Source organism: Bradyrhizobium sp. BRP56, assembly GCF_020194035.1.
GTDB classification, from domain to species: domain Bacteria; phylum Pseudomonadota; class Alphaproteobacteria; order Rhizobiales; family Xanthobacteraceae; genus Bradyrhizobium; species Bradyrhizobium australafricanum.
In genome coordinates, this window is record NZ_JADYVV010000044.1 from 45,704 (window position 1) to 65,271 (window position 19,568).

A 19,568-nucleotide genomic window follows, 5' to 3' on the forward strand; every position below is an offset into this window, starting at 1 on the left:
TCCGACTGCAGGTGAGCGCCCGATATGCCTTCCGCCGTCAACCGCATCGATCGTCGCGACTGGGGTCTGCTTGTCCTGCTGTCGGTACTCTGGGGCGGCTCGTTCTTCTTCAACGGCGTGATCCTGCGCGAATTGCCGCCGCTGACCCTGGTGCTGCTGCGCGTCGTGCTCGGCACGATCATCCTGCTGCCGCTGCTGCGGGCCGCCAGAATCGAATTCCCGCGCGGCCTGTCCGGCTGGGCGCCATTCGTTGCGATGGGGCTGTTCAACAATGTGCTGCCGTTTGCGCTGATCGTGTTCGGGCAGACCTATATTCCGAGCGGGCTGGCCTCGATCCTCAACGCGACGACGCCGCTGTTCGCGGTGGTCGTGATGGCGGCGGCCGGCGAGGAGCGGCTGCAGGCGCGCCGCGTGGCGGGCGTCCTGGTCGGGCTGATCGGGGTTGCGATCCTGCATGGCGATGCACTCGGCTTCGAGAGCCGGCAGGGCATCGGCATCCTGCTGTGCCTCGCCGGCGCCTTCAGCTACGGCATCGCGGCGCTGGTCGGGCGGCGGCTGCCGCAGCGGGTGCCGCCGCTGGGGACCGCGACGTTCCAGATGATGGCCTCGGCGGTGCTGATGGCGCCCATCGCCGCCGTCGTCGATCGGCCGTGGCTGTTGCCGATGCCGCATCCCGCGACATGGCTCGCCGTGCTCGGGCTCGCGGCGCTGTCGACGGCGCTGGCCTATATCGTGTTCTTCCAGATCCTGCAGCGCTCCGGCGCGACCAATGTGATGCTGGTGACGCTGCTGATTCCGGTCACCGCGATGCTGCTCGGATATCTCGTGCTCGGCGAGCCGATCGCGCTGCGCGAGGTGATCGGCGCGCTGGTGATCGCGAGCGCGCTGCTCTTGATCGACGGCCGCGTGCTGGCCTGGTTCAGCCGCGCGCCTGCTTCCACGCCGCATACCATCCGCTGAAGCGTCCGCTGTCGCGCTCGCCGCCGTGCCAGGCGGCAAAGGCGGTGCCGTCGTCGGCGACCAGCACCACGGCATCTAGCCCCTTGGAGCGGCGCAGCGTGTCCATCGCCTGCGCCGGCGTCTGCGCGATCGGACCCGCGACATTGAACGAGGTGTTGACCGACATCTCGATGCCGATATGACGGCCGAGCGCCTTCAGATAGGCATGGGTGAGGGGATCGTCGGCCTCGCGCACGATCTGGATGCGGCCGGTGCCGTCGGCATGCACCACCGCCGGAATCTTCGCGCGCGCCTCGGGCTTCGAATGCGCCGTGAGCACCATGTAGTTGTAGGCGTTGTAGTCGGCGTCGGAGGCGCCGTCTTCCAGCTCGAAATAATCGCGCGCAGCTTGCAGCGTCGCCATCGGCGCCAGCGGCCGGATCGCCTCGCGATACTTGACGCGCTCGTTGAGCCGCTCGCGCACCTCGGGATCGCAGGGATTGGCGAGGATCGAGCGATGGCCGAGCGCGCGCGGGCCGGTTTCGGCGGCGCCCTGATAGATCGCGATCACACCGCCTTGCGCGACCATGGACGCCATCAGGTCGGCAACCGCGTCGCGCCCTTCTGAAGTCGCCACATTGCCGATCTCGGTCGAGGCGATGTCGTCGGCTTGCAGCGCCGCGGTGATGTCGGCGTTCGAGGGCGGCAGGCCGCAATAGAATGCGTGCGACAGCGGCGCGCCGCGCGGCGCGCCCGCCCTATGCGCGAACAGCCAGGCGGCGCCGATCGGCACGCCGGGATCGCCGGGCACCGGCGGCACCCACATATGCAGCCGCGTCTTGCGCTGCTGCGCCCGCTCAAACCACGCCTCGTCGAAATGCTCGAGCAGCCGCATGTTGCCGAGCGCGTTCAGCGCGACGCCCCCGGTCAGCACCAGGCGGTCGGTGCCGGTGGTGCGCAAGAGATGGTCGATGACATGGATCATCGCGTCCTCGAACACCAGTTGCGTCGCGGCCGCCTTGTCGACGCGGTCCTTGGTGTCGGGGCGGTGATTGATGTCCTCGACGCGCAGCACGGCGTCGGGATTCCAGAGCTGGTCGGGGCGCAGCGGCGGACCGAGAATGTCGATCAGCGGTTGATGATAGGGATTGTCGGCGGGATCGGCGTACCAATTGGCCATCGCGCGATTGAGCTGCACGCTGCCGTTGGGCCCGAGCTGCAGCACCGCCTTCAGGCGCTGATAATACGGATTGGTGGCGCGGTTCATGTCGCCCCAGGCGGCGGCGCCCATGTAACGGCCCTCGCTGGACAGCCAGGTCCAGCCGCCCTGGCTGGATGAGATCACCGTGTAGAAAGCACCGAGCGAGTCGAACAGGCTCTCATTGCAATAGAGCTGCTTCATCTCGCCGTTCTCGGCGACATAGAGCGAGATCGAGCCGACGTCGCCGGTGCCGTCGAGCACCGCGATCGCGACACGCTCGCGCGTATCGGCGAACGGCGAGGCCGTGAACGAGTACCAGGCGTGATTGTCGTGGTGCGGCATGCAGATCAGCGGCAATTGCTTGTCGAGCCCGTACATCCGGCCGAGCCGGCGCGACAGCCGTCGCACCTGATCCAGCTGGCGCAGATTGATTGCCGGTGCGATCGGGGCGCGCAGTAATTTGAGGCTGGCCGGTGCTTCCTCGAGCGAGGTGCGGATCAGCATCGCCAGCAACGCCGGATAGTCCCATGTCGTGACGAAGGCGGCGATATCGCCGATGTCGCGGCCCATCCGCTGTAACACCTTGCGCATGTCGTCGAGTGCGTATTGCGGGAACTCGTTGGTGTGCTTGTTGCCGGAGAAGCGCTCTTCCTCGTTGTTGACGATCAGGCGCGGTCCGTCCTTCTGGGTGATCTCGACCAGCGCGACGCCGGTATTGTGCGTGCCGGGGCAGGCGAGGCCGGCGATGTAGACGGTCTCGCCGCGTTGCAGTTTTTCGCGGATCGAGGCGATCGTGCGCTGCGCGAACGCGCCATTGGCCTTGTGCAGGCCACGCTTCGCCAGCGCAGACTCGCTGAGGCGGCGCGTGATCTCATAGCCCGCGGCCGCAAGATGCGGATGCCGCGGACCGGTACGGATGTCCGGTTTACGCAATCAGAACGCCTCGACTCGTGATCCCCAGATTGACCTTCAATCATAAATAGCGCCAGGCAACAATGCCGTTTCGCCCAACGGAAAAACCCAGCGCTTGCCAGCACATGCGTCTCTTGCGAGACTTGCCGCCAAAACCAACGACAAAAATTGGGAGAAAACGATGCCGGCTCGTTTCGGATATATTGGCGCAATCGCGGCGTTCGCAAGTGCCGCACTGATCGCGACCTCGGCCACCGCGCAGAGGAAATACGATCCCGGCGCGAGTGATGGCGAAATCAAGATTGGCAACATCATGCCATACAGCGGCCCGGCGTCGTCCTATGGGGTGATCGGCAAGACCGAGGCCGCGTTCTTCAAGATGACCAACGAGCAGGGTGGCATCAACGGCCGCAAGATCAACTTCATCAGCTACGACGACGCCTATTCGCCTCCGAAGGCGATCGAGCAGGCGCGCAAGCTGGTCGAGAGCGACGAGGTGCTGCTGATCTTCCAGCCGCTCGGCACGCCGTCCAATTCGGCAATCATGAAATACATGAATGCCAAGAAGGTGCCGCAATTGTTCGTCGCCTCCGGCGGCACCAAGTTCGGTGATCCCAAGAACTTTCCCTGGACGATGGGCTTCCAGCCCAACTACCAGAGCGAGGGCCGCATCTACGCAAAGTACATTCGCGACAAATTCCCCGACAGCAAGATCGCGGTGTTCTGGCAGAATGACGATGCCGGCAAGGATCAGTTCAAGGGCCTGAAGGACGGGCTCGGCGACAAGGTCGGCATGATCATCGCCGACAAGTCGTACGAGGTCTCCGATCCCTCGATCGATTCGCAGATCGTCGCGCTGCACGATTCCGGCGCCGACATCTTCTTCTCCTGGGCGGCGCCGAAGGGCTCGGCGCAGGCGATCCGGAAGGTGGGCGAGCTCGGCTGGAAGCCGAAATTCTTTCTCGCCAACACCGCGACCTCGGTCGCCTCGGTGCTGAAGCCGGCCGGACTCGAGTTCTCCAAGGGCATCATCTCGACCGCCTATCTGAAGGACCCGACGGATCCGACCTGGGACAAGGATCCGGCGGTGCAAAGCTGGCGCGCCTTCATGGACAAGTATTATCCCGACGGCGACAAGGCCAACGCCAACAACCTCTATGGCTATGTCCAGGCCGAGGCGATGATGCAGGTGCTGAAGCAATGCGGCGACAATCTCACGCGCGAGAACGTGATGAAGCAGGCCGCCAGCCTGAAGAACTTCCACTCCGACCTGATGCTCCCGGGAGTCATGGTCAACACCTCCCCCGACGACTACTTCCCGATCGAGCAGATGCAGCTGATGCGCTTCAACGGCGAGGCATGGGAGCTGTTCGGTGACGTCATCACCGGCGAGGTCGGGCACGAGGCGTCGCGGTAGGCGGCCGGTTGTTAGAAGGGCGTTGCTGGCGCCGCAAACACCGCCGTCGTCCCGGCGGAAGCCGGGACTCATACTCCGCGGCGGACGTTGTTGAAGGGACTCGTCGTTCCAGCGTCGCGCAACAATCAGCATTTGTGGTTATGGGTCCCTGCTCCCGTGCGCAATTGCGCACTAGGCAGGGACGACACCGAATGTGCTGCGCGGCGTGAGGCACAAATCTACGCCAAAATCTTCTCCAGCCGGCGGGCGCGGAGCGCCATGCCGCCGGCGACGCCGACGCCGATCACGTACATCCAGCCCTCGTGAAAATCGGACAGATGCGAATTGAGCAGCGAGCTTGTGATGTTCTGCACGACCACGGCGAGTCCGATCCAGCTCACGAGATCGCGGCCGGCGAACAGCCTGACGTGGCTGATCCACATCGTGTAGAGCAGCAGGATGCCGATCAGCCCCCACTGGACCCCGACATTGAGGGTCTGGTTGTGCGGGTTGTTGATCACCTCGGCCTCAAGGCCGGCTTGTCCGACGGCATCCTGCGTGAACATGTGCCTGATCGAGCCGGTGCCGTGGCCGAGCCAAGGCGCCTCGGCGATGAACTTCACCGACTTCCGCCAATAGGTCAGGCGCTGCGCGGTCGAGGCGATGCCCGAGGTGTCGTGGGCGCGATACTCGATGCCGACGTCGGCGATGCGTTGGCGGAGGTAGGGGGACGTGGTCCAGACCACAAGGCTGGTGACCGCGACGCCGGCGAACAGCAGCCGCGTGGCCCGCCGCGACAGATGCAGCGAGGCGAACAGGATCAACAGCACCGGCATGTAGACCAGCGCGGTCCGCGCCGAGACGACGTAGAGCATGTTGGCGACGAACAGCAGCATCAGCGCGATGGCGCCGGCCGCGAAGCGCCATTGCCGGGCCCGCAGCGCCGTCAATGCCGGCAGCGCCAGCGCGAACGCGCAGAGCGCGAACTCCTGGCTCTGGTCGAGGTAGTTCTTGACCGGCACGCCGTCGGAGGCGGTGTGCGCGAGCTTGAGCTGCGGCACCGCCAGCGCGATCCAGGACAGGATCATCAGCAGCGTGCACGATACCAGGAAGGCTACGAATACCCAGAGCCCGCGCTGTGAGCGCTGGAAATAGCCGAGCAGGAACGGCAGCAGCAGCAGCTTGCTGAGCGGCTTGATGCCTTGCAGCCGTTCGGCCCAGCTCGTCTCCGACCACGCCACGCCGATCACCGCGAGTGCGACCAGCGCGATCGGCAAGGCAAAGGCCGGTTGCGCGAGGTCGAGAATGAACTGCTCCCAGTCGATGGTCGGGATCACGGCGACAAGCCACAGCAGCATGAAGACGGCGAGTGCCGTGGTCGACCAGGGTAGCGACGCCGCGGCCAAGACGATCAGGGTATCGGTGGCGCGGACATAGGGGACTGAGCCGGACCAGGTGCGGACGCGATCGCGCCATCGTGCTGGCGGTTCGATTGCGAGACCAATGGCGTCGGAATCGGTGCTCATGACCGGTTACACGCCGTGCGCGGTTGCACCGTTGAAGGTCGCCATCGCGGCGGTGAGCGCCTCGGCGGCGGCCGCGACGTCCGGGGCAGCCCGATGCGACAGCAGGTCGCGCGCCTGGGTGTGGTGGCCGAAGCGCTCTGCAAGTTCGACCCGCCGCGCACGGATCCGGTCGCGCCATTGCTCCTGCTGCGCCAGCAGGCGTCGCACCGAGGCGCAGATCGAGTCGGTCGAGAACGGATCGAAATAGTCGGCAAGCTCGCCCGCGACCTCGCGGAACACGGCAATATCGGAGCACAGCACGGGTGTGTTGGCCGCGAATGCCTCGATGGTCGGGACGCCAAAGCCTTCGGCGAGGCTCGGCATGATCAGGCCGTGCGCGTCCGCGATCAGTGCCGCCTTCTCGTGCTCGTCGACATAGCCGGAGAAACGGACGTTCTTCGGCAGGTTGCGCGCCTGGTTGGCGCCGCCGGCATAGCCGATCACGACGAGATCGGCCTCCGGCAGCTTGCGGAAGGCGCGGATGACGGCCGCGAGGTTCTTGCGGGGCTCGTTCGAGACAATGACGACGAAGCTCGGCCGTGCCGGGACGGCGGTTGGCACCGCCGCAAGCGGCGCTTCCGCGACGTCGAAACGGGTCCGCGGATAGACCACCCGCGCCGGAATGTGCGCATATTGCGGGAGCAGGGCGCGGAAGCGGTTCATGCTGTAGTTCGAGACGAAAGCGAGCTCGTCAGCCTGATTCACGCTGGTGAAAAGGCGCGACAGGAACAGGCGTGTTGCGATGTCGTCCAGCTTGAGATCGGTGATCGGCAACAGGTCGTGCACGACGCAAATCACCTTTGCGCCCGGGCGGCGCTGGATCGCAACCCGGGTCGGGGTGTCGACGAGAATGACGTCGTAGTCGCGCGCATCGACCCGCGGCGGCGGCAACCGGGTCAGGGCCGACGTGTCCTGATAGCTGTAGAAGCCGGGCTCGAGCAGGAAATCGCCGAACAATTCGAGATGGCGCAAATCGGTCGGAATGTATTCGAGGCCTTCGGTCCGGTTCTCGATCAGCTTGACGCTGGTCGGCAGCAGACGAATCGAGCGCAGGAAGGCGATGATGAATTCGAGCGAGGTCGCCGCGTCGAGCTTGTGCTTGAACCAGTTGACGGTGCGGCGCAGGCCGCCGCGCATGATCGGCGAGTTCATGTCGGTTTCATCGAGGTAACGATAGAGCGCGAGCAGCTCGATCAGCCGGGAGTCCTCGGGCAGCAGGCGCGTCCGCTGCTGCCTGCGGCGCAGCTTCCGGTACCGGCGCGTGGTCTCCACGACGAGGGTCAGGGCATGTCCGTCGCCGGCCAGCGAGCGGATCAATTCACGGGTAAAATGGAAGATGCCGCGCTTGTGGTTGGGCTCGCCAAGCGCCTCGCTGACGACCAGGATCTTTGTCATGCGCTGATTTCTCTGAGCTCGAGGTGATGCGGGGCGGGCGCATCCAGCGCGACGGTGCTGGCGATGCGGCCGTGATCGAGATTGATGATGCTGTTGCAGGTCCGGCGCAGCAGGGCGTGGTCGTGCGAGGCGATGATCACGATCGCCGCGGTCTCGACCATCTTGCGCAGCCGCTGCTCGGCCTTGGCCGAGAAATTCTCGTCGACCACGCTGAGCCACTCGTCGAGCAGCAGGATATCGGCGGGAAACGCGGTCGCGGTCGCGAACAGCACGCGCATCAGCATGCCTGACGAGAACATGCGCAGCGGCAGCCGCCGCATGCGCTCCTCCAGTTCCGTGAACGCCCAGATCTCGTCCAGGATCGCCGGCGTCGGCTTGCGCCCCGATATCCGCAGCAGCAGGTTGATATTGTCGGCGGCGACGAAATCGAGATTGACGCCGGCGCCGAGGCCGAGCAGCGGCACGATGTTGCCTGATATCTCGACGCGGCCGCTGGTCGCCGGGAACACGCCGGCGATCAGCCGCAGCAGGGTGGACTTGCCGGAGCCGTTCGGGCCGGCGAGGCCGATGCGGGCGCCGGCTTTCGCCTCGATCGAGATGCTGTCGACCGCGCGGATGGTGCGCATCTCGCTGGCCTGGCGGAACAGGCGGCCGAGCAGGCGGCGCTTCAGCGAGAAGTCGTAAGCACCGTACAGCGGATAATCCAGGCAGACGTCGCGGAGGTGGATGCTTGCCATGCCCTAGATCCAGAATGCCGCTTTGCGCAGATGGGCGACGGTGATGGTCGCGGCGACTGCGAGCGCGGCCAGGCACGCCAGCACGTAGATCACGCTTGCCGTTGCGACATGACCGGTCGCCAGCGGGTCGCGCCAGATCGCGAACAGATGCGTCAGCGGATTGAGCCGCATCACGGTCGAGCCGCGATCGATCATCTCGGATGTCCAGATGATCGGCGAGGCCAGGAAGGCCAGCGTCAGCGAGGACTCGATGATCGGCTTGATGTCGCGGTAACGCGTCGCCAGCGCGCCGAGCACGAGGCTCAGCCCCAGCGTGCAGACCACGAACAGGGCGAGGCCGGGGAGGGCGGCAATGGCGCCGCCGACATCGCGCGGCGTCAGCACGAGCCACAGGAGCAGCGGCACGATCGCGTTATGGGCCGCGAACAGCGCCTGCCGGAAGGTACATTGCAGCAGGAAGATCACCGGCGGCAGCGCGCGATCCTTGATCAGGCTGGCCGAGCCCTGCAGCGCGGTGGTGGCGTCGAGCACCACGCCGTTGAGGAAGGTCCAGGCGGTGAGGCTCGCCGCCAGCATCGGCAGCCGCGCCACTGCGCTGGCGTTGGAGAGATGGCCGATGACCGAGCCGAGCACGGCCACCATGATCGCCATCTGGATCGACATCCAGAAGGGTCCAAGGAGGGAGCGGACGTAGCGATGGCGCACGTCGGACCAGGCCAGTGTTGCCGCGATCTGGATCGCGCCGACGAAACCTGCCGTTCGGGGACGCAGGGCTGGGGCTGACGACCCCGCGTCCCTTGCGGCGGCCTCCTCGGTAACGACCTTGCGATACACCGTCTCGACTCCCTCCTTGAAGGCTGCGGTTGAGTATTTCGTCAGCGCGCGATGGCGCGCGGCCTGACCCATGCGGCGGCGCCGCTCGGGATCGTTGATCAGCGTTTCGACGGCGTCGGCGAGCGCGGCGGGATCGCCGGGCGGCACCGTGATGGCCTCGAGGCCGTCGCGGGCGACATGCGGAACGCCGGTGTCGAGCGCGGTGTTGACGACGGGCCGGCTTGCGGCCATCGCCTCGAGCTGCGCCAGCCCGAAGGTCTCCGCATTGGTCACCGACGGCATCACGAACACATCGGCGATGCGCATCAGCTTGACGCGTTCGCTCTCGGACACCGAGCCGAGCAGGCGGACGCGGTCCTGCAAGCCATAGTCGCGGATCAGCTGCTCGAGGTTGTCGCGCTCGCGGCCCTCGCCGACGATCCAGACCTCGAAATTGCGGGCATGCGCGGCGCGCACCAGCACGTCGAAGCCCTTGTACGGAACGAGGCGTCCGCAGGCGAGCACGAGACGGCCGCGGGCGTTGACGTCGTCGGCCTGTGCGGCCGGCCGGTCATATTTGGCGACATCGACGCCGAACGGAACGGCGTGGCACTTGTCGGAAAATTCCTGCAGCAGCGGCGTGGTTTCGATCAGCACCGGATCGGAGACGATGATCGCGGCGGCCCGGCGCAGGGTTCGCCGCATCATCGGCTCGACGAGGAAGCGCAAGGCCGCGTGCGAGACGATGTCGGCGTGCCAGTGCACGACCAACGGGCGGGTGCGGCCGAGCCCGAATGCGAAGACGAGGTCGGCGAGCGGGAAGGGGGCGTGCAGCGCCAGCAGATCGTGCTCGGCGATGCGGCGCCACAGCCGCCACGGATAGGTCGGCGCCGCCGGCAGCGAGAGCACGTCGCCGAACGAGTGCACGCGCTCGACCGCAACGTCATTGACCACGATCTGCCGTTCGCCGCCGGAGCGCGAGCAGACCAGCACGGCGGCGTTGAACGTGTCCTTCAGTCCGGCGCAGATATCACGGATCACCGTCAGCGTGCCGCCGAACAGGTCGGGATAGTAGACCTTGAAGATGTGGAGCACCGACGGACGCCGGGCCGGCTCGTTGACGACGATCATGGGCGGCTCGATCCGGATCATGCGACGAACAGGGCGACGATGAACGGCAGCGCCAGCGCGGCGGCGAACACCAGCGAGCGCAGCAGCGCCGGAAACACCGGCTCGATCGGGCCGCAAGGCACCTGCGGCGTGAAACAGAATGGCGCCTGCGGCGTGAAACGGAGTGCGGTGGCGGCGAACCGACCGGGTTCGTGAAACGAACAGGTTTCGCGGGCCGAACGAAGAGACATTGGGTCGGATTCCCTTTTGGATGAATTCTGGATACGTGGGAAAATTTCACACGTCAATGGCGGCGGACTAAAATGTGGGATTATGTCCCACGTATGGCGGTGGACAACTTTTTGCGGACGGCGGCGGAACGCATGACGGTGCGATCGCGCCGCGACGGCGCGGGCGAGCGAATGCGGGCGTATCTAAAGCGCCATGAGCCTACTTGTGGATCGAGCAACGGCCTCCGCTTCACCTCGCCCCGCGTGCGGGGAGAGGTCGGAACGCATCGTCAGATGCGTGCTCTAGCGGGAGCGTCAGGCCGGCTCGGCGGTGCTGCGTTCGATCGGCTGCATCTGGCGCCTGATCGCGGCGATGTCGAAATGAATCCGCTCGGGCAGCATTGCCGCTGCCGGGCGCTGCAGATCCTGCTCGATCACGACGCGCTTGCCGCCGTCGGAGGTCAGCGCAATCGAGATCGATTGCGCGCGTGGCTCGGCGCGGAGGCCGGCATGTGCGCGGCAGGCATATTCGCCGGCGCGCAGACCGCCGAAGCCGAAGGCGAGCAGGCGGCCGTAGATGTAGAGCGCGAGGAGGTCGGTTTCGTCGAAGCGGCGCGGCGATCCGGGCGCAACGCCCGGCAGACAGGGATAGCCGCCCGCCATCACCGTCGACACGAACTCCTCAAAGGGAACCTGGGCGATCCGGCAGGCTTCCGCGATCGCTAGGTCGAATCGGGCAGACGTCATGGAGCGGTCCGTGGCGATGGCGGCAGTGCCGGACTCCGTGACACCCGCTGGCGAGCGCGCGAGCTGTGTCCGGAGGTGATTTTGTTTCCCATAAGTGGGAAAATGTCACACGTCAAGTGAGGTGGGATTGTGTCCCACGGCGCGGACGGCTAAAAGTTAGGCATGAATGCCAAGGGCCCGAAGTCGAAGGTGGGATCGTCCGCGCCGATCGCCGCAGCGAAGCTGCATGCGCCGCTGGCGCGGATGCTGCGTCCGCTGGTGCGGCTCTGCATCCGCGGCGGCATGACGTTTCCGGCGCTGACCCAGCTGCTGCGCGAGCTCTATGTCAACGTCGCCGAGCACGACTTCGCGCTCGAGGGCAAGGAGCAGACCGACAGCCGCGTCAGCCTGCTGACCGGCATCCACCGCAAGGAGGTGGCGCGACTGCGCGGCGCCGGCGCGCCGGTCAATGCGGTGCCGGCGACGCTGTCGCGCACCAGCGCGATCATCGCGCGCTGGCTGGCGGCGCCCGAGTTCACCGATGCCAAGGGCGATCCGCTGCCGCTGCCGCGCACCGCGGACGGAGGCGCCCCGTCGTTCGAGACGCTGGTCGAATCGATCACCAAGGATGTGCGGCCGCGCGCCGTGCTGGACGAATGGCTCGACCGCAAGCTCGTCACCATCAATGACGACGACGAGATCATGCTGGTCGAGGAGGCCTTCGTGCCGCATGGTGACGACGACCGCAAATGGCACTATCTCGGCCGCAACCTGCACGACCATGTCGCGGCCGCCGAGCTCAACGTATCCTCGGCCGCGCCGCGCTTCCTCGAACGCGCGGTGCATTACGACGGCCTGTCGGCAAAGCTCGCCAAGCGGCTCGAAGGCCGCTCGCGCGAACTGGCGATGGAGGCGCTCAAGGTCGCCAACCGCGAGGCCAACCGCGCGCTCGCAAAGGACAAGGGCGGCGACTATCGCTGGAATTTCGGCATCTACATCTACCGCGAGGGGCCGGACGGCCCGGTGGATGACGATGCCGACGAAGGTGGTGCAGCGTGAAGCGCCCGCCGGTCATTTCGCGCCGCGCGCTGCTCGCAGCGTTCTGGCTTGCCGGAACGTCGCTCGCGGGCGCGCAGGTCAAGAAGCGCGGCAACGATCAGGGCATCGGCGGCACCGGCATCACCGGTTCCGATCAAGGCATCGGTGGCACCGGCATCGTCGGGGTGATCCAGCGATTCGGCTCGATCTATGTCAATGGCGAGCGCGTCGCCTATGCACCCGACGTGCCGGTCAGAATCGACGGCGAGGCGGCGAGCGCGAAGGCGCTGCGGATCGGACAACTCGCGCGCGTGGTGGCGCAGCGCGATGCCGGCGGCACGCTGTCGACCAAACGCATCGATGTGACCAGCGAGGTGACCGGGCCGATCGAGCAAATGAAGCCGGGCGGGCTGACAGTGCTCGGCCAGACGGTCGCCTGGACCGGACGCGAGAGCTGGCTGAAGGTGGGCGCGCATGTCGCCGTGTTCGGGCTGCGCCGCACCGACGGCGTCGTCGTCGCAAGTCTGGTGCAGGAGCGCCACGACGCCGCCGCGCGTGTCGCAGGGCCGCTCGAGCGCGACCGTGCCGGCGTCTTGCGGATCGGCGAGCTCAAGCTCGCCGGCGTCGATGCGGCGCTGGCCGGTCAGCGCGTGCAGGCCGAGGGACACGTCGTGCAGGGCGTGATGCAGGTGTCGCGCAGCCGGGCCGACGACTTCTCCGATCTTGCCGGCGCGAACCGGCTGCTGATCGAGGCCTATGTGCGGCGGGTCGGCAACGACCTGCAGCTCGGCTCCGGCTTTGTCGCGCGCGACCATTCGCGGTTTTCGCCGGCGGCCGATACGCGCGTCGTCGTCAACGCGCAGCTGTCGGGCCCGCGCGAGCTGCGCGTCGAATCGGTGCAGTCGGTCGGCAAGTTCCCGGGCTCGTCGGTGAAGAGCCCGGGCACGCCGGGCCGCGGCCCCGGCGGCGGCGGATCCGGGCCGGGTCATGGATCGGGACCGGGCGGCCCGGGCGGCCGCGGCGCGCCTGGTGGCGGCGGTCCAGGTGGTGGCCCCGGTGGGGCGCCGTCCGGCATGCCGGGCGGCAGCCCGCCAGGCGGCGGGCCTGCGCCTGATCCGCTGAGTGGTGGACCGACCGGCCCCGGCCCCGGTGGCTTCGGCTCGCCCGGCGGACCGTTCGGTCCTGGCGGCGGTGGCGGTGGTCCGTTTGGGCCCGGCGGCGGATTCGGTGGCGGCGGACCGCCCGGCGGCATGGGCGGCGGCGGCCGCCGCTGAAACCGCAAACAAGATCGGCGCAAGCGAGACCGCTTGCGCCGATGCTCAGATCGACCGTCGTGAGATTGAGCTAGCCGGCGCTGAGCCGAACGCCGGCGCGGAGGAATTTCTGCGGATCGACAGCTTCGCCGTCGATGCGGGTTTCATAGTGCAGATGCGGACCGGTGGAGCGGCCGGTCGAGCCGACGGCGCCGATCACCTGGCCGATCTTGACGTATTCACCGACCTTGACGCCGATCTCGGAGAGATGGCCGTAGCGGGTCGAGAGCCCGTTGCCGTGATCGACCTCGACCATGCGGCCATAGCCGCCGGCCCAGCCCGCCGACACCACCTTGCCGTTGGCGGTGACACGCACCGGATCGCCTTGCGCGGCGCGGAAGTCGAGGCCGGTGTGCATTGCCGGCCGGCCGAGGAAGGGATCGGAGCGCACGCCGAAGCCGCTGGTGAATTCGACTTCACCGACCACGGGCTTGCGGTAAGGCACCAGCGCCAGCGTCTGGTTCAGTCGCTGCATCTGTGCCCGGTTGATGTTGATGCGATAGAGCTGGCGTTCGAACGCGCCGGCGTCGGCAGAGAGTTTCACAGGGACAAAGGGCCCGCCCATGCCGGAGCGCGGCGTCGCCGCCTCGAGCTGCGCCATGTTGAGGCCGAGATCGGAGATCACGCCGCGCATCCGGCGCACCTTGGAATCGATGCTGTCCTCGACCGAGGCGAGCGCGGCAACCTGGCGCCGCTCGACCTGGTCAAGCGAGGTTTGCAGGCGGACCAGCACGTTGTCGACACCCTGGGCCTTGGCGAACTGGTTCGGCTGCGTCTTGGCGATCAGCGGCGCGCGCGATTCCAGCCGTGCCTCGCGATCCGGCGGCGCCACGAAGATCACGGTGTCGCTGATCGGGGAGGGTTTCAGCGTGCCTGAGGACGGCGCCGCCTCGGCGCGGCCCTGCGGCTTGATCGATCCGGTGCTGGTGACGTCAGGCATCGCGCCGAGCGCGGTGGCGCGCGATTCCAGCGTCGACTGCCGCTTCATGATCTGGTCGAGCTTCTGGTCGAACTGCTCCTGGTCGAGCAGCTGGCGGCTGGTGGTGCGGTCAACCTTGGCGCGCAGCTCCGAGATGCGGTCCTCATAGGCGTATTGCATCTCGGCCTGGCGCGCGATCAGCCGGGTCAGCACGTCGTCGCGGAACGCGAAATAGGTCGCGGTCGCCGCCGACCACATGCCGAGCAGCACCACGGTGCCGACGATGATCCAGAACACCACCGGCCCGAACCGGACCTGCTTGCCGGCATGGACCAGCGTATAGCCCTCGCCGGAGGCCGCCACCGCCGCGGCGGCAGGTGCGGGGTGATGGGCTGCCGGACGGCGCGCCGGCGTCCGGCCATGGTCCTGCGGATGATGGTGTTTGTGGTGACCGGACCGGCTCGACATCGGTACTCCCGCGGCCGGTCGGACCAAGCTCCGTACGGCTAATTTGCGGGGCCGATTTGAGCCCGTCATGGTTAATTTTCAGGAAACGGAACCCGTCCCGTCAGAGCGCCCGGGCCGCCTCCAATACCGCTTCGGCGTGGCCGTCGACCTTCACATGGCGCCAGATCCGGGCGACCTTTCCACTGGAATCGACCAGAACCGTCGTGCGAATAATTCCCATGAAGGTCCTGCCATACATGGATTTTTCGCCCCAGGCGCCATATGCCTCCAGCATCTGGTGGGTTGGGTCCGAGACCAGCGGCACCGACAGCTGGTGTTTGTTTCGAAATGACTCCTGCGCCTTAACCGTGTCGGCGGAAATGCCGACCACTTCGGTCCCTGCCGCTACGAACTCGCTTTTGAGCCGGGTGAAATCGATCGCCTCCCTGGTGCAGCCGGGGGTGTCGGCGCGGGGGTAGAAGAACAGCACCAGTTTCTTGCCGGCAAAATCCTTCAGCGAAACGCTGCCCCCGCCGTCGCGCGGCAGGTTGAAGCTAGGCGCCGTGGCGCCCTCGGCAAGTGTGACGGCGGACGAACTGGTCACGGTTGCGGCCGGCTCTGGCTTTAACGGTTTCGATGCCGCCTTGTGCGAGGCTTTGCTTCGAACACCCGCTGCGGTCGCCTTGGTCGTTTTCTTAGTTGTTTTCTTGGCCGCTGCCTTCTTCGCAACCGCTGTGCGGGTTTTCGTCGCGGACTTCCCAGTGCTTGCGCTTGCGGCGCGCGCAACCTTTGTTGCGACCCGCTTCCCGGTTGTGTTGGAGGATTTCTTGCGCGTTTTCTTGGACATACGCCTTCCTTTCGTCGCTTTCCGAAGCTCAACCATTGGGGTATTGCGGTCTTATTGGCGGCAGTCGGATTCGCTCCGGCCGCTGGGCAAGTTTGATGGCCACGGAGTATGGTGACAAGGAATTCGACGCGTGACCCGTCCGCTTGCTGAATTGGCTTTTGATTGGTTGGTTTGGTCCGCTCTGGGGGCCATCGGCGAGTAACACGATTAGGCGAGGATAGGCGGCGATGCCGGCACAGGAGCGCTCGATACGGATCGACGGGCGCCCCGATGGCGGCGATCAGCTTCGCCGTCAGCACCGAGAGACAATGGCAAGGAACACGTCGCCGCAGGGTCCAAATCCGCGCGCCGGGGCTGACCTCTCGCAATGGGAGGACGACGCTGCGTGGGACGAGCAGGATGAGGCGGCGGGCAACCGTGCGCGGCAATTGCTGGCGCGTTCCCACACCAACCTGCATCGCTTCACCGATTTCTGCTCCGGCATGCAGCGCTGGCTGAACGGCGAGCGCTGGATCCGTCGCATCGGACTGGTCCTCGTGGTGCTGGTCGCGATGTTCGCGACCTGCTTCGGCGGGCTGTGGTGGCGGCTCGGCGCCGGCCCGATCAATCTCGACATGGCGACGCCGTGGCTCGCCGCGGCGATCGAGGAGAATATCGGCCACGGCAACACGGTCGAGGTCGGCGGAACGCAGATCGAGCGCGCCGGCCGCGTCAGGATCGCGGTGCGCATCCGCGACATCATCGTCCGCGATCGGGACCATGCGGTGGTTGCGAGCGCGCCCAAGGCCGAGGTGCGCCTGTCGGGAACCGCGCTCTTGATGGGCCAGTTGCGGGCGGAGAGCCTCAATCTGGTCGATGCGGAGCTGTCGGTGCGCATCACGCCCGACGGCAATGTCACCGTGTCCGCCGGTGACACGGCAAAACCGCTGGCCACTGGCGTTGCCTCCAAGCGGGAGGCGGGGATGCCGCCGACATTCCCGCGGCCGACACCCGCAGCACCGCCGCCGCCCGTTGCCTCGCCGCCAGCTGCCGCCGAGCCCTCCGCGGGCGCATCCGATTCGGCCCAGAGCGGGCTGCTCGCCGGTCTCGACTGGCTCGACAGCCTCAGCATGACCGGCCTCGACGGGCAGAACCTCAACGAGATCGGCCTGAAGAACGGCAATCTCGTCGTCGACGATCAGCAGCGCGGCAACAAATGGAGCTTCGAGAACATCAGCCTCAGCCTGCGGCGCCCGAGCGGCGGCGGCGTCGCGCTCAGCTTCGGCGAGGAGGGCGCAAAGCCCTGGTCGGTGCGCGTGCTGGTCGGACCACAGCAGAACGGCGTGCGCTCGATCGACATCAAGGCCGACAAGGTTTCCACCCGGAACATCCTGCTCGCGCTCCGGACCAAGGATCTGACCTACACCGCCGACCTGCCGCTGTCGGGCGAGATGAAGGGCGAGCTCGGCCGCGACGGCCTGCCGACCTACTTCCGCGGCAAGATCAATGTCGGCGCCGGCAACATCATCGACACCGACACGCCCGACTACCCGATGCCGATCGATGCGGCCGAGATGAGCGTGGAATGGGATTCGGGCCGGCGCGTACTGCTGGCGCCGATCAAGGTCGTCTCGGGCGCCAACCGCATCACGCTGCTCGGCCATCTCGAGCCGCCGAACGACAACGTCACCGACTGGCAGGCCGGCCTGTCGGGCGGCACCATCGTGCTGGCCGGTGCCGACAAGAACGAACCGCCGCTGATCTTCAATCGCATCAACATCGGCTTCCGGTTCGACACCGACAAGAAGCGCGTGCTGCTGACCCAGGCCGACATCTCCAATGGCGAGATCGGCGTCGCCGGAACCGGCAGCATCGACTATTCCGGCGAGCCGCGGCTGCAGCTCGGATTCGCCGGCACGCCGATGTCGGCCTCGGCCCTGAAACGGATGTGGCCGGTCATCATCGTGCCCGAGGTGCGCGAATGGGTGCTCGAGCGGATCGATCGCGGCACGCTCCAGCGTATCGATGTCGGCGTCAATTCGCCGGTGCACAACCTGTCGCGCAAGGGACCGCCGATCCCGGATGACGGCCTCTCGGTCAACATTGTAGCCTCCGGTGTCACGGTGCGCCCGGTGGATCAGATGCCCGCGGTGCATGACGCGGATCTGAAGGCCAGGGTGACCGGCCGCACCGCGACCGTGACCATCAACCAGGGCATTGCCGACACGCCGGCGGGCCGCAAGATCACGCTGTCGGACTTCACCTTCGAGGTGCCGGACATGGCGCCGAAGCCGTCGCCGTCGAAGGTCAAGTTTCGGGTCGACTGTCCGGTGCCGGCTGCCGCCGAAATCCTCGCCTCCGACCGGCTCAGCGATCTCTCCGGTCCGCCGATCGATCCCAACGCCAGCAAGGGCAACGTCACCGCAACGATCAATCTCGGCATGCCCGTGAAGGGCGAGCTGACCAAGGCCGATACGCTCTACTCGGTCACCGCCGACATCTCCGGCGTTGCTGTCGACAAGCTGGTGATGAACCAGAAGCTCGAAGCCAACGCGCTGAAGGTGATCGCCAGCAATGCCGGCTTCCAGGTCAAGGGCGATGTCAAGATCAACGGGCAGGCGGCCTCGCTCGACTACCGTAAGCCCGCCGAGGGCGATGCCGACGTCAAGCTGCAGGCGACGCTGGATGATGCAAGCCGCGCGCGCCTCGGGCTTGATCTCGGTCCCGCGGTCTCCGGCGCGATCCCGATCAAGCTGAGCGGCAAGATCGGCAGCGGCGACAATCCCACCACCAAGATGGGCGTCGAGGCCGACCTGACCCAGCTCAAGCTCGACAACATCCTGCCGGGCTGGGTCAAGGCGCAGGGCCGTGCCGGCAAGGCGACCTTCAACGTGGTGCCGAAGGGGCAATCGACCCGGTTCGAGGATATCTCGATCGACGGCGCCGGCGCGTCGATCAAGGGGGCGCTCGAGGTCGACCAGAACGGCGATCTCATGAATGCGTACTTCCCGACCTACGCGCCGTCGGAAGGCGACAAGACCTCGCTGCGGGCCGATCGCGGTCCCGACGGCGTGATCAAGGTCACGATGCGCGGCGACGTGTTCGACGGTCGCGGCTTCCTGAAGTCGGCGATCTCCGGCCGCGATAGCGATCCCAAGAGCAAGACCAGGACCACCGATTTCGATGTCGATCTGAAACTCGGCGCGGTCGCAGGATTCAACGGCGAAGCGCTGCGCAGCGTCGACGCCAAGGTCTCGCGCCGCAACGGGTTCTTCAAGGCGTTCACGCTGAGCGGCAAGGTCGGCCGCGACACCCCCGTCACGGTCGATATGCGCGGACGCCAGCAGGGCCGCGAGGTGATCTATCTGCAGACCAGCGACGCCGGTGCGTTCCTGCGCTTCATCGATACCTATTCGAAGGTGGTCGGCGGCCAGCTTACGCTCGCGATGGAGCCGCCGATCCCTGAGCCGAGCCCCAGGGAGGGGCTCATCAATATCACCGGATTCTCGGTGAAGGGCGAGACCCAGCTCGATCGCGCCGTTGCCGGCGGGCCGGTCAGCACCCAGAACGGCATCGGGTTCGACGCGCTGCGCGCCGAATTCACGCGCCAGAGCGGTCAGCTTTCGATCCGCAATGGTGTGGTCAAGGGACCGACCATCGGCGCGACCATCGAAGGCAGCATCGACTATATCGGCAACCAGGTGCGGATGAACGGCACCTTCATTCCGATGTACGGGTTGAACAACATGTTCGGCCAGATCCCGTTCTTCGGGATTTTCCTCGGCGCCGGCAGCAATGAAGGCCTGATCGGCGTGACCTATGAAGTGGTGGGAACGCCGAGCGCGCCGGTGCTGCGCGTCAACCCGATCTCCGCGCTGGCGCCCGGCCTGACGCGCAAGATCTTCGAGTTCAAGCAGTACGGCCCGAACGATCTGCCGACGACGAACAACTAAGCGAAGCGCGGTGGCGGAAGCCATCGCGCGAGGGCTAAAGCATGATCC

The 19,568-nt window shown here is 66.5% G+C and carries 14 protein-coding genes; 5 read left to right on the top strand and 9 right to left on the bottom strand.

Annotated elements, in window-relative coordinates:
- Positions 1–24 precede the first annotated feature (24 nt).
- Entirely contained in the window at positions 25–960 is a 936-nt protein-coding gene (locus I6F38_RS27470) for a DMT family transporter (RefSeq protein WP_225162534.1), read from the top strand.
- On the opposite strand, the gene I6F38_RS27475 is transcribed toward I6F38_RS27470, so the two are convergent.
- Positions 920–3,073 (bottom strand): carbamoyltransferase C-terminal domain-containing protein, encoded by a 2,154-nt coding sequence (locus tag I6F38_RS27475; protein ID WP_225162535.1) that lies wholly within the window; start codon positions 3,071–3,073, stop codon positions 920–922. The genes I6F38_RS27470 and I6F38_RS27475 overlap by 41 nt on opposite strands.
- A 160-nt stretch (positions 3,074–3,233) precedes the next feature.
- Here I6F38_RS27475 and I6F38_RS27480 point away from each other — a divergent pair, with 160 nt between their 5' ends.
- Positions 3,234–4,469, top strand: a complete 1,236-nt coding sequence (locus I6F38_RS27480; RefSeq protein ID WP_225162536.1) for an ABC transporter substrate-binding protein — start codon at positions 3,234–3,236, stop codon at positions 4,467–4,469.
- 218 nt (positions 4,470–4,687) lie between these two features.
- On the opposite strand, the gene I6F38_RS27485 is transcribed toward I6F38_RS27480, so the two are convergent.
- From I6F38_RS27485 to I6F38_RS27510, 6 genes are all read right to left on the bottom strand, one after another.
- The gene (locus tag I6F38_RS27485; protein ID WP_225162537.1) at positions 4,688–5,974 is read right to left on the bottom strand and encodes an O-antigen ligase family protein; all 1,287 of its coding nucleotides are present in this window, start codon (positions 5,972–5,974) and stop codon (positions 4,688–4,690) included.
- A gap of 6 nt (positions 5,975–5,980) precedes the next feature.
- Positions 5,981–7,408 (bottom strand): glycosyltransferase family 1 protein, encoded by a 1,428-nt coding sequence (locus tag I6F38_RS27490; RefSeq protein ID WP_225162538.1) that lies wholly within the window; start codon positions 7,406–7,408, stop codon positions 5,981–5,983.
- Positions 7,405–8,145, bottom strand: a complete 741-nt coding sequence (locus I6F38_RS27495) for an ABC transporter ATP-binding protein (RefSeq protein WP_225162539.1) — start codon at positions 8,143–8,145, stop codon at positions 7,405–7,407. The genes I6F38_RS27490 and I6F38_RS27495 overlap by 4 nt, the downstream gene beginning before the upstream one ends.
- A 3-nt stretch (positions 8,146–8,148) precedes the next feature.
- Positions 8,149–10,089, bottom strand: a complete 1,941-nt coding sequence (locus I6F38_RS27500) for a glycosyltransferase (protein WP_225162540.1) — start codon at positions 10,087–10,089, stop codon at positions 8,149–8,151.
- A gap of 17 nt (positions 10,090–10,106) precedes the next feature.
- On the bottom strand, positions 10,107–10,319 hold the full coding sequence (locus I6F38_RS27505) for a hypothetical protein (protein ID WP_225162541.1): 213 nt from the start codon (positions 10,317–10,319) through the stop codon (positions 10,107–10,109).
- A gap of 294 nt (positions 10,320–10,613) precedes the next feature.
- On the bottom strand, positions 10,614–11,045 hold the full coding sequence (locus tag I6F38_RS27510) for a hypothetical protein (protein WP_225162542.1): 432 nt from the start codon (positions 11,043–11,045) through the stop codon (positions 10,614–10,616).
- 162 nt (positions 11,046–11,207) lie between these two features.
- On the opposite strand from I6F38_RS27510, the gene I6F38_RS27515 reads away from it, so the two are divergent.
- Positions 11,208–12,083 carry a DUF6502 family protein gene (locus I6F38_RS27515; RefSeq protein WP_225162543.1) on the top strand — a complete coding sequence of 292 codons (876 nt, stop codon included), beginning with the start codon at positions 11,208–11,210 and terminating at the stop codon, positions 12,081–12,083.
- On the top strand, positions 12,080–13,336 hold the full coding sequence (locus I6F38_RS27520; protein ID WP_225162544.1) for a DUF5666 domain-containing protein: 1,257 nt from the start codon (positions 12,080–12,082) through the stop codon (positions 13,334–13,336). The genes I6F38_RS27515 and I6F38_RS27520 overlap by 4 nt, the downstream gene beginning before the upstream one ends.
- 70 nt (positions 13,337–13,406) lie before the next feature.
- Here I6F38_RS27520 and I6F38_RS27525 read toward each other — a convergent pair whose 3' ends face one another.
- Positions 13,407–14,762 (bottom strand): M23 family metallopeptidase, encoded by a 1,356-nt coding sequence (locus I6F38_RS27525; RefSeq protein ID WP_225162545.1) that lies wholly within the window; start codon positions 14,760–14,762, stop codon positions 13,407–13,409.
- 100 nt (positions 14,763–14,862) lie between these two features.
- Positions 14,863–15,588: a peroxiredoxin gene (locus tag I6F38_RS27530; RefSeq protein ID WP_225162546.1), complete on the bottom strand. Its 726-nt coding sequence runs from the start codon at positions 15,586–15,588 to the stop codon at positions 14,863–14,865.
- 227 nt (positions 15,589–15,815) lie between these two features.
- On the opposite strand from I6F38_RS27530, the gene I6F38_RS27535 reads away from it, so the two are divergent.
- On the top strand, positions 15,816–19,520 hold the full coding sequence (locus I6F38_RS27535; RefSeq protein ID WP_225162547.1) for a DUF3971 domain-containing protein: 3,705 nt from the start codon (positions 15,816–15,818) through the stop codon (positions 19,518–19,520).
- The last annotated feature ends 48 nt before the right edge of the window (positions 19,521–19,568 follow it).